Genomic DNA, 13,578 nt, shown 5'->3' with positions numbered 1-13,578 from the left:
TGCTTTTGAAGAGTTTTTCTCAGTTTATAAAAAGAATAAATTGAGAAAATATTCGGGTAATTGAAAAGACAGACGTTTGTTGCCTGCCTTCTCATTTTTTAGCTTAACGAGTGTGTAATGCTATTGCGCTTTAGTAACGGCATTGGCATCCAGGGTGACCTGTTCCGTGACGGCCAATAATCGGCCACTGACACTAGCGCCGGTCAGCACATTAACTTCTGACCAGGCAAAAACGTTACCAAAGAAGCTTGTGCCCGTACCGATAATGGTTTTTCCGGCAGTTCGCCAATAAACGTTTTTTGCCTGAGCACCATTGATCAGCACAATATCGCCTCCTGGGGCACCGGAAGTCAGGTTGCCGCCAATGGAGAAGATGAACACTGAATCCGGATCACCTTCGGCATCGAGCGTGAGAGTGCCGGTTTGTATAGTGACATCTGATGCTGTTTTATACACGCCGCGGGTCATGGTCAGGTCGCCAAGTTCGATTGGACTAGCCTGGGTAGCAGCATTCGGGTTTGGGTCAGCCGCAAGAAAGTTATAGGCAGTCCCAAGATCGGTTCTTGTCTGATTGATAAATGCCACCATCGATGCATACGGCACCGGCACAACATAAGGTGGCGAGCTATCATCCCCTGCATAAGATAAACCATTCGTTAGTTCGTCAAATTGGCCTGGGTTAGCTCCGGCGGTGAAGCCGGCAAAATAAGACCGAGCCTGGTCAAGGATCGCCAGATCTCCATCGACAATGGCTGAACCACTAGTGGTGGTGATGGTTTGCGAAGCGAGGATCACAAAACGTTCCACTTCACCCAGTTCCGGTGCCAATGGATTGTTAACCAACGCTGGTTCAACCGTCAGGGTGGTATTCGCAGATGCGCCATCTAGTGTTGCACTGATAAGAGAAGAACCTTCGTCAACGCCGCTTGCCAGGCCGCTGTTTAGTTGACCATTAGCATTCATCGTGGCGACCAGGAGATCCGCAGATGACCAGATAACCGATGATGTGATATTAGTTGTGCTGCCGTCAGAATAAGTACCAGTAGCGGTTAACTGTTCGGTCAAACCGGTAGATGTGGTCGGATTAATCGGCGTTATAGCAATTAAACTCAGCGTAGCATCCGTAACCGTCAAAGTGGAATTGGCTGATTGAATGCCTGAGGCTGCGGTAATAACCGCTGTTCCGACATCATTTGTGTTGGCCCTACCATTGGCATCTACCGTAGCAACCAAGGTATCTGACGATGACCAGGTAACCGAAGTGGAAATATCATCAACCGCACCGTCGGAGTAAGTCCCGGTTGCCGCAAACTGCTTGCTCATGCCATTAACCACGCTTGGATTGGCTGGCGATACAACAATTGAACTCAAGGTTGCACTGGTGACGGTTAACGTCGTACTGCCGGATTGCAACCCTAAGGTTGCGTTAATAAGTGATGAACCGGCGTCAATAGAATTGGCAAGGCCGCTAGCATTCACTGTGGCAACCTGGGTATCTTCTGATGACCAGGTTACTGCTCCCGTAATATTTGCGATCGAACCGTCTGAATAAGTCCCTGTGGCAGTGAACTGTCTATTCAATCCTTTGGCAATAGTTGGATTGGCAGGGGTCACGGTGATCGTGGTCAACGTTACATCCTTGACCGTCAAGATAGTAGTGGCTGATTGCGCACCCGAAGTAGCGGTAATAACCGATGAACCGGCGGCGATGCCACTAGCCAAACCGCCAGCCGTGATTGTAGCCACAGCCGAGTCATCAGATGACCAACTTACCGATGAGGTGATATTGGATGAGGTGCCATCAGAATAAGTACCTGTCGCAGAGAACTGTTTAGTATTGTCCTTGGGAATACTCGGATTGGCTGGGGTTAGCCTGATTGAGGTTAACGTCGCATCTGTAATGGTTAGTGCGGCTGCGGTTTCCTCAGTGCCTAACGAAGCGGTAATAACCGAAGAACCGCTAGCGATGCCGCTGGCAAGACCATTAGCATCTACTGTAGCGACCTGTGTATCCGATGATGACCAGCTAACTGATGTAGTGACATCAAGGGAAGTACCGTCGGAATAAGTGCCGGTAGCACTGAATTTTGCCGTCACACCTGGGCTAAAGCTTGTACTGACGGGGGTGATTACCAGCGCATTTAAGGTTGCCTCGGTAATGGTCAGGGTGCTAGTTGCAGATTGCACTCCCAAGGTTGCGCTAATCAGCGCTGAACCGGACGACACCGCTGTGGCGAGGCCGGTGGCGTTTATGGTGACTGTAGCCGAGTTATCAGATAACCAGCTAGCTGATTCGGTGATATCAGCCGATGTGCCATCCGCATAAGTGCCCATGGCGGTAAACTGGATGTTTACAGCCTTAGGTATGCTTGGATTTGCAGGGGTAACCGCGATTGCAGTGAGCTTAGCGCCTGCTGCATTGTTAGTGTCGTTATTATCGTCATTGCTACTGTTTTGATTGCAGCCTGCTAACAGGAAAACCCCCATCAGCATGGCGAATACGAGATAAGCCTTTATCTTAAATTTATGCATATGCTAGTTCCTCAGAAACTCATTGAAGTTACATTTATTTTCCAGTTTCTACGCCTGCCCAACCTAGTCATTTTTGCTAATGATGATTGCTGATAAGCCTGGCACGGATGCTGAAAAACAATAAGACCCACTTTCGGATGAGATACCGAGAATGTTAATAGGATAGATTGCAACTACTCTGCCAATAGGTATTCGAACTGATAATAACCGGGTTACTTGTTTAATAACAAAAGGTTATGCTGATATTTAACTAAGCCTGTAGATGTCAGAGCATCAAATTTGGCCTCGATATATGACAGATCCTCAATATTTTGCGGGTGATATTAATAAAAGTGGTAAATATTACGGCTTTTGACGGGGTATGTTTAGTGGTTTTACACAAACCAATGCTATATTTAGCCGCTAAAAATAACTGAGCGTGCTTCGAAATTGCCGACCCTCGCCGCCCTTAAAATACACCGCCCCCAGCATATTTGTTTTGCCTCTGAGCCGCCATGTAGATCGTCTCAATCAGAATCAATGGATGGACAAAGAGCTTAGCCATGAAAAGTGATAACAAAAAACGTAAGTCTAACCCCACTAATAAAGCGAATCGTACTGTGCAAGACACCTTGCCGGCTAAGATCAGCAAAGCGTGCTCTATTAAAAACCCGCTTACGCTCGAGGATGGCGCGGATGTCGAGATGATTGACGTGGCGATGGAAGAGTTCACCGAACGCAGGAAGTCTGAAGAGGCGTTACTCAATGCCGGCGCGCTGCAAAGGGCCATTTTCAATAGTGCCAATTTTTCCAGTATTGCCACAGACGCTAAAGGGGTGATCCAGATTTTCAATGTCGGTGCTGAACGCATGCTCGGTTATTCGGCCGAGGAAGTGGTGGACAAAATCACCCCGGCCGAGATATCCGATCCGTTGGAAGTCATCGCTCGGGCAGAAGCACTCAGCGAGGAACTTAACACCCTGATAACCCCTGGCTTTGATGCCCTGGTCTTTAAAGCCCGGCGCGGTATTGAGGATATTTATGAGCTGACTTACATCCGCAAGGACGGCAGCCGCTTTCCGGCGGTGGTGTCAGTTACTGCGTTGCGTGATGAGCAGGAGGCGATCATCGGGTATCTGTTGATCGGCACTGACAACACAGCGCGTAAGCGCATCGAGGAAGAGCAGAAGGAGCTCAGCCGGCGTCTACAAGACCAACATTTCTATACGCGTAATCTGATTGAATCCAATATCGACGCACTGACGACCACCGATCCTGCCGGGATCATTACCGATGTTAACAAGCAGATGGAGGAGCTTACGGGTAACAACCGTGATTCACTGATCGGTACACCGTTCAAAGACTACTTCACCGAGCCGGCGCTGGCAGCGGCAGGGATCGAAAGGGTGTTGAGCGAAAAAAAGGTCTCCGATTACGAGCTCATCGCCCGGGCAATGAACGGCAAGGAGACGGTGGTTTCGATTAACGCGACCACCTTTTATCACCGGGACAATAAACTCCAGGGGGTATTTTATGGTGCCCGGGATGTGACCGAGCGTAACCGCCTCAATCAAATATTGCTGGAAAAGAACATCGAGTTGGAAAATGCCAAGGCCGTGGCTGAGAAAGCCAACCTGGCCAAATCTGATTTTCTGTCGAGCATGAGCCATGAGCTGCGCACCCCACTTGGCGCGATCCTGGGGTTTGCGCAGCTCATGGAATCGAGCACACCAGCACCGACGCCCGCGCAGAAACGCAGCATTGCACAGATCCTCAAGGCCGGCTGGTATTTGCTGGAGTTAATCAATGAAATCCTAGACCTGGCGTTGATCGAATCTGGCAAGCTACCTATGTCGATGGAGACTGTCTCGTTGGCCGAAGTCATGCAGGAATGCGTATTGATGAGCGAACCCCAGGCATTGGCACGGGACATCAAGGTCGTATTTCGGCGATCCGAAACACCTGATTTTATCTACGTCGATAGAACCCGGCTAAAACAAGTCATTATTAATCTGTTGTCCAATGCGATTAAATATAACCGAGTTGGGGGCCGTGTGATATTAGAAAGTAGCGTAGAGCCCAAGGATATGTTGCGGATCAGCGTCTGTGATACCGGCGAAGGATTATCCGCGGAGCAACTCGAGCAACTTTTCCAACCCTTTAACCGCCTGGGACAAGAAGCCAATGGTGCAGAAGGCACCGGTATCGGGCTGGTCGTAAGTAAGCGACTGGTTGAATCCATGGGTGGGGTTATCGGCGCACAAAGCACAGTCGGCGTCGGTAGTGTGTTCTGGTTTGAGCTCAATAGAACCGACGAACCCGCAACCACCCCGGTTGCCAGCTCATCAACGATCATGTCGGCGCTACAATCTGAAGACCCTGAACTGTTGCAAACCCTGCTCTATGTTGAAGATAATCCGGCCAATTTGATGCTGGTTGAGGATATTATCTCCCGTCGGCCTAACTTGCGTTTTCTCAGCGCAGCGGACGCCGTTACTGGCATCGAGATGGCACATACGTCTCGACCGGATGTTATCCTGATGGACATCAATCTGCCGGGGATCAGCGGCTTGACGGCATTAAAGATCCTGCGGGAAAACCCGACGACTGCAACCATCCCGGTGGTGGCACTGAGCGCCAATGCCATTCCTCGGGATATAGAAAAAGGTCTAGACGCTGGCTTTTTCCGCTATCTAACCAAACCGCTGAGGATCAATGAATTCATGACGACATTGAATATCGCGCTTGATTATGCCAATCAATCAACGGAAATAGCGGAAAACGAGACAAAATGACAAACATCACTGCAACCAATATTCACCAGGCCAAGATCCTGATTGTCGATGATCAGGAGCCCAATGTCATACTGCTCGAGCAACTACTGGTTGAAAGTGGCTATACCAGGGTAACGACCACCATGGACCCAAAGACGGTGTGCGCGCTAAATCGCGAAAACCACTACGACCTGATCCTGCTGGACTTGCAGATGCCAAAAATGGATGGTTTTGAGGTCATGGCTGCGCTTAAGACTGACAAACAAAACGACTATCTGCCGGTGCTTGTGCTGACCGCTCAACCCGGTCATAAACTGCAGGCGTTACAAGCCGGCGCGAAAGATTTTATCAGTAAACCTTTTGACCTGGTCGAAGTCAAAACGCGTATCCATAACATGTTAGAAGTTCGCTTGTTATATACCCAACTGGAGAGCGATAACAATTCTCTGGAAGACACGGTGCAAAAGCGTACGGCAGAGTTGACCCGGATCAATCTGCAACTTAGCCAGGAAATAGAAGAACGAAAAAAGGCCGAAGCGTCACTGCGAGGAACTTATACTCAAATCAAACAGTTGACCGATAAACTTCAAGCAGAAAACGTTTATCTGCAACAGGAAGCCGCCCGCCAGTTTAATTTCGACGAAATCACCGGCAATAGTCAGCTTCTATTGCAGGTCTTTCAGAAAGTTGAGCAAGTTGCACCTATGAATGCCACTGTGCTGCTACTTGGCGAAACAGGCACAGGTAAAGGTGTAGTCGCCCGGGCTATCCACAGCCGCAGCTCGCGCAAAAGCCGGCCCTTGATCACCGTTGACTGCACCACCTTACCGGCCACTCTAATCGAGAGCGAGCTGTTTGGCCGGGAGCGGGGGGCTTTCACCGGTTCGGATAGCAAACAGATCGGTCGTTTTGAGCTGGCCGATGGTGGCACTCTGTTCCTTGACGAGATCGGCGAGATGCCGCTGGAACTGCAAGCAAAACTCCTGCGGATCATTCAAGATGGCGAGTTTGAACGACTGGGCAGCCCCCGCACTATCAAGGTCGATGTTCGAATTATCGCCGCAACTAATCGTAATCTGATTGACGAAGTGAATAACGGTAAATTTCGTGAAGATTTGTACTACCGGCTCAATGTATTCCCCATCACACTGCCACCCCTGCGTCAGCGCAAAGAAGATATCCCGTTGCTGGTCAACCATTTTGTGGCCAAATTCAACAAAAAACTGGGTAAAAACATCGAAACAGTCGCGAAAGAGGCGCTAAACGTATTACAACAACACCACTGGCCAGGTAATGTGCGGGAATTGGAAAGTGCCATCGAGCGGGCGGTCATTGTCAGCGAGGGGAGTTCGCTACAGGTACTAGACCGTTTTGATACGTTCAACAAGCTAGGGCATTCACGTCAGCCAGAAATCAAAGCATTGGTGGATGTCGAGCGTGATCATATCCTCAATGTAATGCAAAAGACCAGTTGGCGTATCGAAGGCAATAGGGGGGCGGCGCTCCTGCTCGGGATCAACCCCAGCACCTTACGCGCGCGAATGCGTAAACATGGGATAGTGCGCAACTAAAGTCCTGGTCATCGATACATGTTTTGGTCTTGGCTGATTTTCTGTTGATAGCAGACTGTGGCTAAACTTTTGCCCTCAAGTATTAGTCCGCAGATATGCCAGTTCTGTCAAATATGCCAGTTGTAGTTGGTAGGGGCCGTCCGTTATTTATCAGTAGATTACAATAATCCTATTTACTATCAGCCACCTATGGGGTTAATGGTGTCTAGCGGCCGTCTGGCGTGCTAGTTGCACTGTTAATCCTAAGATAGAAAGTAGTTGCAGTTGTTTTTACTGCTCAAATTTAAAATATTCCGGAGAACCATCAATGAACATTCTCAAAAAACATGCAACAAAATTCGTATTGTCATTATTCGTAAGTAGCTTGTTAGCGAGTGCCGCTTTGGCTGGTGAAGGTCCATCTGAAGTGTACCTCGGCAGCGCGAGCACTTTTGCCATACTGAGCCAATCCGGCATTACCGACGTTTATCGTTCGGCAATTGTTGGTGATGTCGGCGTAAGCCCAATCACTGGTGCTGCGATGTTGCTTACGTGTGACGAAGTAACTGGCAATATTTACGTTGTTGATGGAGCTGGTCCACTTCCATGCGCCATAAATTCACCTGGTTATCTGAATTCGGCTGTGGGTGATATGGGCTTTGCTTATGATGACGCCGCAGGAAGAATGGATCCGGATTTCACCGAACTTGGTGCCGGTGAAATAGGTGGCTTAACGTTAGCACCTGGCCTGTATAAATGGTCGTCGGACGTTAGCATTAGTACTGATGTTACCTTATCTGGTGGTCCCTCGGATGTCTGGATAATGCAAGTGGCAGGTAATTTGAACCAGGCCAATGCGATGCGTATCACTTTAGCTGGCGGCGCTTTAGCCAAGAATATTTTCTGGCAAGTAGCAGGTTCAGCAACGCTAGGCACCAATGCCCATTTTGAAGGTGTAGTATTAAGTAAAACGCTAATCGCTGTGAACACGGGAACAACAGTCAATGGTAGATTGTTAGCACAAACCGCCGTTACCTTACAGAAAAATAGTGTACGCAGCCAGCCAAGTAACCAGGCCCAAGCTGAAGTTCACTTGAATTTTTAGCACGCTGTAGTTTAAAAGGATCATCGATTAAGTTCGGTGATCCTTTTTTTACTTTTTTAATGGTTTGACATAATCTTAAATGGCGCTTGTAGGCTAGCTTATCAGGTTTGATATAATTGAACCAAGCCACCAACCGGCCGTCATAATATAAGCCATCCAACCACGATTATTACGCTACCGCCAAATTCATGGGCGCAACATGGTACCGACAAAAGCATCTTGCAGCGAAGCTTTGGCCCACCAGACGTTTCCGCTGCAGGGTGTTTATTTTGCAGTGATGTAGAGTATTGCAATCTAGGCTAACCTGCGAAATTGTAAAATTGTTAATCATAATTAACCCCTCATATAGGTCAGCGACCTCAGACATTTTTCGCCAAACAAAGGTGGTAAAGACCCAAAGCTAAATAGCCAACAGATAGTGGCATCGCGATTGATTACCCTAATGGCAATGTAGTGTCCAGTTATGTCTAATTATTTAAGCAGAGAAGTATGCAGAAACACCTAAAGAAAAATATGATACTGATTAAGCACTTTGGATCGCGACTATCTTGAAAACCACCGCTATGTGGCCGGGCTCATTGACCATAGCAGATGATTGATGTATTAACTCTGGTATGAATATCAGCTCTTTGAAAGCATACGCCAAAAATCTTAAGCGATATACTTTGACCGTTTATTTTGTGGCGAAGGATCCCAACACGCCAAGGTTTGTTAAAATGGTGGCCATTTTAGTCGCCGCCTATGCGCTCAGCCCGATAGATCTAATCCCTGATTTCATCCCGGTCATTGGTTATATCGATGATTTAATTATTGTGCCACTGGGGTTGGCTCTTGTATTACGCTTGACGCCTCAACACGTTATCGATTCTGCCCAACTAAAAGCAGAACAGGCCGTTGAAAAACCTGTGAGTTATTTTGCCGCAGCAATTTTCGCCATTATTTGGGTCGTCACCTTAAGCTTCTTTAGCGTTTGGCTTTACCGCGCATTTTACACTTAATCCGTTTCGACGCATGACGGTTTGGCTGACGCTAGGTGGTGGGTATCAACTACCACTTGCGTTGAATGACGAAGACACCGGTATAGGCTGAATTAGGCATTATTGTTGGCTAAACACAAACGTCAGTGGCTAGGCCGGATGTTTTGGCTCAAACCCGTTCACCGTATCACCATTGGGGAAATAAATTTCCAGGATATACATGGAAGCTGCACCTCGGTTAAGGCAACAAATCTCTATGCCTTGGTGTAATCCTAAACGTCATCCTCATTGTTTACATCGGCATGAGATACCGCTTTAAACTCATCAATCTGTTCAAATTTCTCAAACCAGAAGTATGAACTGACCAAACGAAATTGACGGGTTAATCCGTTATCCGCTAACTGCTCCAAACGCCATACAATTCCAGGCGCCTGAGGGAACTGTTCACCTTGGATTTGCTCTTCGTAGAGGCGGTATATTAGTGCGTCATCACCTTGCCCGCTCGCTAATAAACGTACGATTGATGAGTGCGGTGATTGATCAAATATCGCCATATCTTCACTATTTTCGCCAGTAACATTAACGGTAAACTCCACACCGGTAGGCTGTGCGAAAATACCATTAAAAGCTTCCCGCAATAACGCGTAAGCACTAAAAAAACGTTCGTGATATAAGCAATCTGAATACTCTTCCCATAAGCGGTTTTCTATCATATCGTGACTTAGTTGCTCGATCTTGCCTGGTGATTCGTCAGAAAATAAATGGGTTAATACCACGTAAGCTGCTTCATCGGGTTCCAGGTCGTTTAGCGACATCATGCACATTTCTCTAAGTTCAGTGGCGTCCATTCCTTCTAAGCCATCGTCAAGATCCATGATGGCCATGAGGGCATGATAATCCTCGTTTGACCAGGCGTTTGAAATCTTCTTTATTTTACGGAAAGTTTCAATTTTAACGGTAAATTTTGCGTGCATCGGGTACCCCTTTTTAAACACCCATAGGGTGGCGAATGTGCAAGAAAAGTAATCGTAATTTAATCATTCTACAATAGTGTATAACTATTATTTATTATTTTGAGCCAGGTTGGACCGCTAGCGGCATTTTCGCCATTCATAATACATAGGGAGGATTAAAGACAATTGGCAGGAAAAATCTTACCAGCAAATAGTTTTCGGTATTCCAATCAAGTTGATAAAACTGTTGATAGACTTTCTGAACTGAAGCTTTCAAAAACTTGCTCGATTTAGGCGCCGGCCACTTCGACTTGTGCTGCATGCATTGCTTGATGGTTATCACCCTATTGTAAAACAGCCAGTATCAGTGGAAAGTGTCTTTGTGGTATCTATTCAAGCTAGGCAAGGCGGTTGTACAGCATTTTTTGCAGGCTCAAGTGGCTTGAAAGCAACGAATTTTGATCAACCAGCATAAAGGAACGTTTATGAAAGCGGTGATATACACAGAATATGGCGCTGCAGATGTTTTGCACTTGGCACAAATGGACAAGCCTATTCCTAAGAGCGACGAAGTGTTGATCAAAGTAATGGCAGCCGAGGTCACTAAAGCCGACTGCGAAATGCGCAGTTTTCATTTTCCGGTTAAGTGGTTTTGGCTACCTTTGCGTATTGTACTTGGGATTAACAAACCTAAAAAGCCAATACTCGGCAGTTACTTTGCAGGCGTGGTTGAAGCAGTAGGTGACGAAGTCACAAAGTTTACCCAGGGTGATGAAGTCTTTGGGTGCAGTAGCCTGCGCTTGGGGGCCTATGGGGAGTACTTGTGTGTGCCGCAAAACTACACCTTAATACCCAAGCCTCAGAATATGAGTTTTGCCGAAGCCGCGGCGGTGCCCTTGGGAGGACTGAATGCACTGCATTTTATGACCAGAGCACGGCTTAAACCTGGCGAGAAGGTATTAATTAACGGAGCAGGTGGCAGCATCGGTCTATTTGCCGTGCAGATTGCCAAAACCATGGGCGGGGAAGTTACTGCCGTTGACAGCAAAATTAAAGGCGCGATGTTACGCAGCCTTGGTGCAGACCATTTTATTGATTACACCCAAGAGAGGTTTTCAGCCCGTGGCCAAAAATACGATGTGATCTTCGATATGGTGGCGCAAAGTTCTTATGGGGAGGCAGTTGATGCACTCAAACCCAAAGGGCGTTATCTGATTGGAAACCCGCATGTTTCAGACATGTTGCGTTCGGTATGGTCTTCCACATTTACCGACAAAACCGTGCTGTTTACTTTTGCCGCAGAAAGGCCGGAAGAATTAGTAGCCCTTAAAGAGATGATTGAACAGAGCACGCTCAGATCAGTCGTCGATAAAATCTACCCACCTGAACAAACCGCAAACGCCCATCGCCAGGTGGAGACGGAACAAAGAATAGGCTCGGTGGTGATGTCTTTTATTGATGGCTAAAGCATTCCTCGAGTATTTCGGCGAGCTCCGGACTGTCACCCATGTTCATTTGAGCCTTACGTTATCTCGATCGCACCGCCTATTTAGATAAGTTACATGGTTTTAGATTAGGTCAACGTATTGCCAATTGGACCGGGCTGGTGACCTAAATGGATAAGGTTGAAGCGCCGTTTAACACCGATGCCGATTAGGGGCAAGCCGATCAAGTGGCGATATGGCGTGAGTATGTCCTCCACAGTAAGATGAAGCTTGGGTACAGATGTCGACACCGACATTGAATACATGTATCAGCATTTACGCGATGAACACAATACAAGCGTGTTAAACGGTGAGCAGATCCGCGCAGGTTGGCTGAAACATAGTTATTCAGAAACCGATGTCCCTTTATATAAAAGATTTCTTGAGTCAAAATCTATGGCCGAGAATTTCTTATGGGTCCCGAATGAAAAGGCGCGCTTGTTAATGGGGCGAGGCATGCTGCCACCTTCGACCAGCGAGCCAGGAAACAACGATAAATACATGATGAACGATGCCCAGTGTGATTATCCAACAAGCCAATCCGCTGACCCATTCAAGTTTGCGCTTAATTGCGTTAGGCGCGTTGGTTTATGCAATTATCAGGTTAATCGACGCTATCTATCTGCCGCTTGAACTTTATGAAGTGATTGTGCACAAAAATGCGTTAGTGTATGGGTGTTGTTGGGCAATATCGCCATCGTTAGTTACAGGTATTTACTACTTCGAACGAGGCGTGTGCAATTCAGTATTTCACCGGGGTAAAATGGCTCAGCAAGAGGGCTAATCGGCGACCACGGCTCCTTGTTTAGTTAATACCTCAATCGTCCTTAAGCAAGCTCAGGAGCCAAGGACCCAAAAGGGTGCTGAACCAGTTCAATATTTTGCGCACTGACTTTTAGAATACTGCCTTGGTCGTACCAATCCCCTAATACTATGCGACTAGCTGGCTGGCCATTGACCTCTAAGTGGTGAATAGCGGGGCGGTGGGTATGGCCATGAATAAGACGTTGTACACCAAAGCGCTGCATAACCTTTTCCACCTCTTGTGGGGTGACATCCATAATATCCAAACTCAGACTTTGTTGATTAGCTTTACTGGTGGCGCGGCCTTTATTGGCAATTCTTTGTCTGAGAGCCAAGGGTAAACTCAATACTAATCTGGGCCACCACCAACTGCGGGCTTTTTTACGAAACTTCTGATACGCCACATCCCGGGTGCATAACTCGTCACCGTGGGAAATAAGGGTAGGGGTGCCGTATAAATCCACCACAAGCTGTTCTGGCAACAAGGTAAACCCTGCGCGTTTGGCAAAGTTTTTTCTGATCAGAAAATCGCGATTGCCGTGGATAAAATACAATTTTACGCCACCATCAGCCAGTGTGCGAAACGCGTCGGCGATTTGTTGATTAAAAGGGGTAAGGTTGTCATCGCCTATCCATACTTCAAATAAATCACCTAATACGTATAGGGCTTCAGCCTTAGGTGCTTGTTGGCGTAAAAATGCAAACAAACATTGGCTGATATCCGGGCGTTGGGCAGACAAATGCAGATCGGCAATAAAATAACTAAAGGGCATCGGGAAGTAACTCAATTTGAGGCTTAGGGCTGATTCAGCCTAAGCCTCAGACAACAAGGTTTATGCGTCGACTTCTACTTTTTGAATGACAACGTCTTCAACAGGTACGTCTTGATGATAACCGGAATTGCCGGTTTGCACGTCTTTGATTTTATTAACGACGTCCATGCCTTCAGACACTTTAGCGAAAACACAATATCCCCAACCGTCACCACTTTCGCTGCGAAAGTTTAAAAAGCTGTTGTTGCCAACATTGATGAAAAACTGTGACGTCGCTGAGTGAGGCTCATTGGTACGGGCCATCGCCACAGTGCCAATTTCGTTGACCAAGCCGTTATTTGCTTCGTTTTTGATTGTAGCTTTGGTTTCTTTTTGATCCATACCGGGCTCAAAACCGCCGCCTTGGACCATGAACCCGTCGATGACACGGTGGAAAATGGTGTTGTCGTAAAACCCTTCTTCGGCATAGCTTAAGAAATTTTTAACTGTTTCTGGCGCCTTGTCAGCGAAAAGATCTAGGGTTATCAAGCCGTAATTAGTATGAATCTTAACCATAATATTGTCCTCAGATTGCAACAAAAAAATAAAGTCCGTTATTCTAGCCTAAAGCGCGCAGCTTTTTAAGCAGTTGATCCATATTGACTAAT

General features: G+C 47.2%; 10 protein-coding genes. 6 read left to right on the top strand and 4 right to left on the bottom strand.

The genetic code is table 11. The annotated features are described in order from the left end of the window. Positions 1–120: 120 nt before the first annotated feature. Positions 121–2,532, bottom strand: a complete 2,412-nt coding sequence (locus tag AC3RV5_RS14300; protein ID WP_489728299.1) for an Ig-like domain-containing protein — start codon at positions 2,530–2,532, stop codon at positions 121–123. Positions 2,533–3,074: 542 nt separating this feature from the next. On the opposite strand from AC3RV5_RS14300, the gene AC3RV5_RS14295 reads away from it, so the two are divergent. The 4 genes from AC3RV5_RS14295 (at position 3,075) to AC3RV5_RS14280 (ending at position 8,938) form a co-directional block, all read left to right on the top strand. Further along, positions 3,075–5,306, top strand: a complete 2,232-nt coding sequence (locus AC3RV5_RS14295; RefSeq protein ID WP_489728298.1) for a PAS domain-containing hybrid sensor histidine kinase/response regulator — start codon at positions 3,075–3,077, stop codon at positions 5,304–5,306. Then, positions 5,303–6,856 carry a sigma-54-dependent transcriptional regulator gene (locus AC3RV5_RS14290; RefSeq protein ID WP_489728297.1) on the top strand — a complete coding sequence of 518 codons (1,554 nt, stop codon included), beginning with the start codon at positions 5,303–5,305 and terminating at the stop codon, positions 6,854–6,856. The genes AC3RV5_RS14295 and AC3RV5_RS14290 overlap by 4 nt, the downstream gene beginning before the upstream one ends. 307 nt (positions 6,857–7,163) lie before the next feature. Continuing rightward, positions 7,164–7,940 carry an ice-binding family protein gene (locus AC3RV5_RS14285; RefSeq protein WP_489728296.1) on the top strand — a complete coding sequence of 259 codons (777 nt, stop codon included), beginning with the start codon at positions 7,164–7,166 and terminating at the stop codon, positions 7,938–7,940. A gap of 614 nt (positions 7,941–8,554) precedes the next feature. After that, positions 8,555–8,938 (top strand): YkvA family protein, encoded by a 384-nt coding sequence (locus AC3RV5_RS14280; RefSeq protein WP_489728295.1) that lies wholly within the window; start codon positions 8,555–8,557, stop codon positions 8,936–8,938. Positions 8,939–9,189: 251 nt separating this feature from the next. Here AC3RV5_RS14280 and AC3RV5_RS14275 read toward each other — a convergent pair whose 3' ends face one another. Beyond that, positions 9,190–9,891, bottom strand: a complete 702-nt coding sequence (locus tag AC3RV5_RS14275; protein ID WP_489728294.1) for a hypothetical protein — start codon at positions 9,889–9,891, stop codon at positions 9,190–9,192. A gap of 464 nt (positions 9,892–10,355) precedes the next feature. Between AC3RV5_RS14275 and AC3RV5_RS14270 the strand changes: the two genes are divergently transcribed. Both AC3RV5_RS14270 and AC3RV5_RS14265 read left to right on the top strand, forming a co-directional pair. Next, a complete protein-coding gene (locus AC3RV5_RS14270; RefSeq protein WP_489728293.1) occupies positions 10,356–11,336 on the top strand; it encodes an NAD(P)-dependent alcohol dehydrogenase in 981 nt (326 codons plus the stop codon). A 249-nt stretch (positions 11,337–11,585) separates the two neighbouring features. Continuing rightward, the gene (locus AC3RV5_RS14265; RefSeq protein WP_489728292.1) at positions 11,586–11,987 is read left to right on the top strand and encodes a hypothetical protein; all 402 of its coding nucleotides are present in this window, start codon (positions 11,586–11,588) and stop codon (positions 11,985–11,987) included. Between the two features lie 194 nt (positions 11,988–12,181). Here the strand turns inward: AC3RV5_RS14265 and lpxH are convergent, their stop codons facing one another. Both lpxH and AC3RV5_RS14255 read right to left on the bottom strand, forming a co-directional pair. After that, positions 12,182–12,931 (bottom strand): UDP-2,3-diacylglucosamine diphosphatase, encoded by a 750-nt coding sequence (lpxH, locus tag AC3RV5_RS14260; RefSeq protein ID WP_489728291.1) that lies wholly within the window; start codon positions 12,929–12,931, stop codon positions 12,182–12,184. Positions 12,932–12,991: 60 nt separating this feature from the next. Continuing rightward, the gene (locus AC3RV5_RS14255) at positions 12,992–13,486 is read right to left on the bottom strand and encodes a peptidylprolyl isomerase (protein WP_489728290.1); all 495 of its coding nucleotides are present in this window, start codon (positions 13,484–13,486) and stop codon (positions 12,992–12,994) included. Between the last annotated feature and the right edge of the window lie 92 nt (positions 13,487–13,578).

Source organism: Paraglaciecola sp. IT1134 (assembly GCF_058068185.1).
This window is presented reverse-complemented; position numbering and strand designations above follow the sequence as displayed.

Coding starts and splice junctions, on each gene's coding strand:
- AC3RV5_RS14300 (WP_489728299.1), bottom strand. CDS start 2,532: ATGCATAAATTTAAGATAAAGGCTTATCTCGTATTCGCCATGCTGATG.
- AC3RV5_RS14295 (WP_489728298.1), top strand. CDS start 3,075: ATGAAAAGTGATAACAAAAAACGTAAGTCTAACCCCACTAATAAAGCG.
- AC3RV5_RS14290 (WP_489728297.1), top strand. CDS start 5,303: ATGACAAACATCACTGCAACCAATATTCACCAGGCCAAGATCCTGATT.
- AC3RV5_RS14285 (WP_489728296.1), top strand. CDS start 7,164: ATGAACATTCTCAAAAAACATGCAACAAAATTCGTATTGTCATTATTC.
- AC3RV5_RS14280 (WP_489728295.1), top strand. CDS start 8,555: ATGAATATCAGCTCTTTGAAAGCATACGCCAAAAATCTTAAGCGATAT.
- AC3RV5_RS14275 (WP_489728294.1), bottom strand. CDS start 9,891: ATGCACGCAAAATTTACCGTTAAAATTGAAACTTTCCGTAAAATAAAG.
- AC3RV5_RS14270 (WP_489728293.1), top strand. CDS start 10,356: ATGAAAGCGGTGATATACACAGAATATGGCGCTGCAGATGTTTTGCAC.
- lpxH (WP_489728291.1), bottom strand. CDS start 12,931: ATGCCCTTTAGTTATTTTATTGCCGATCTGCATTTGTCTGCCCAACGC.
- AC3RV5_RS14255 (WP_489728290.1), bottom strand. CDS start 13,486: ATGGTTAAGATTCATACTAATTACGGCTTGATAACCCTAGATCTTTTC.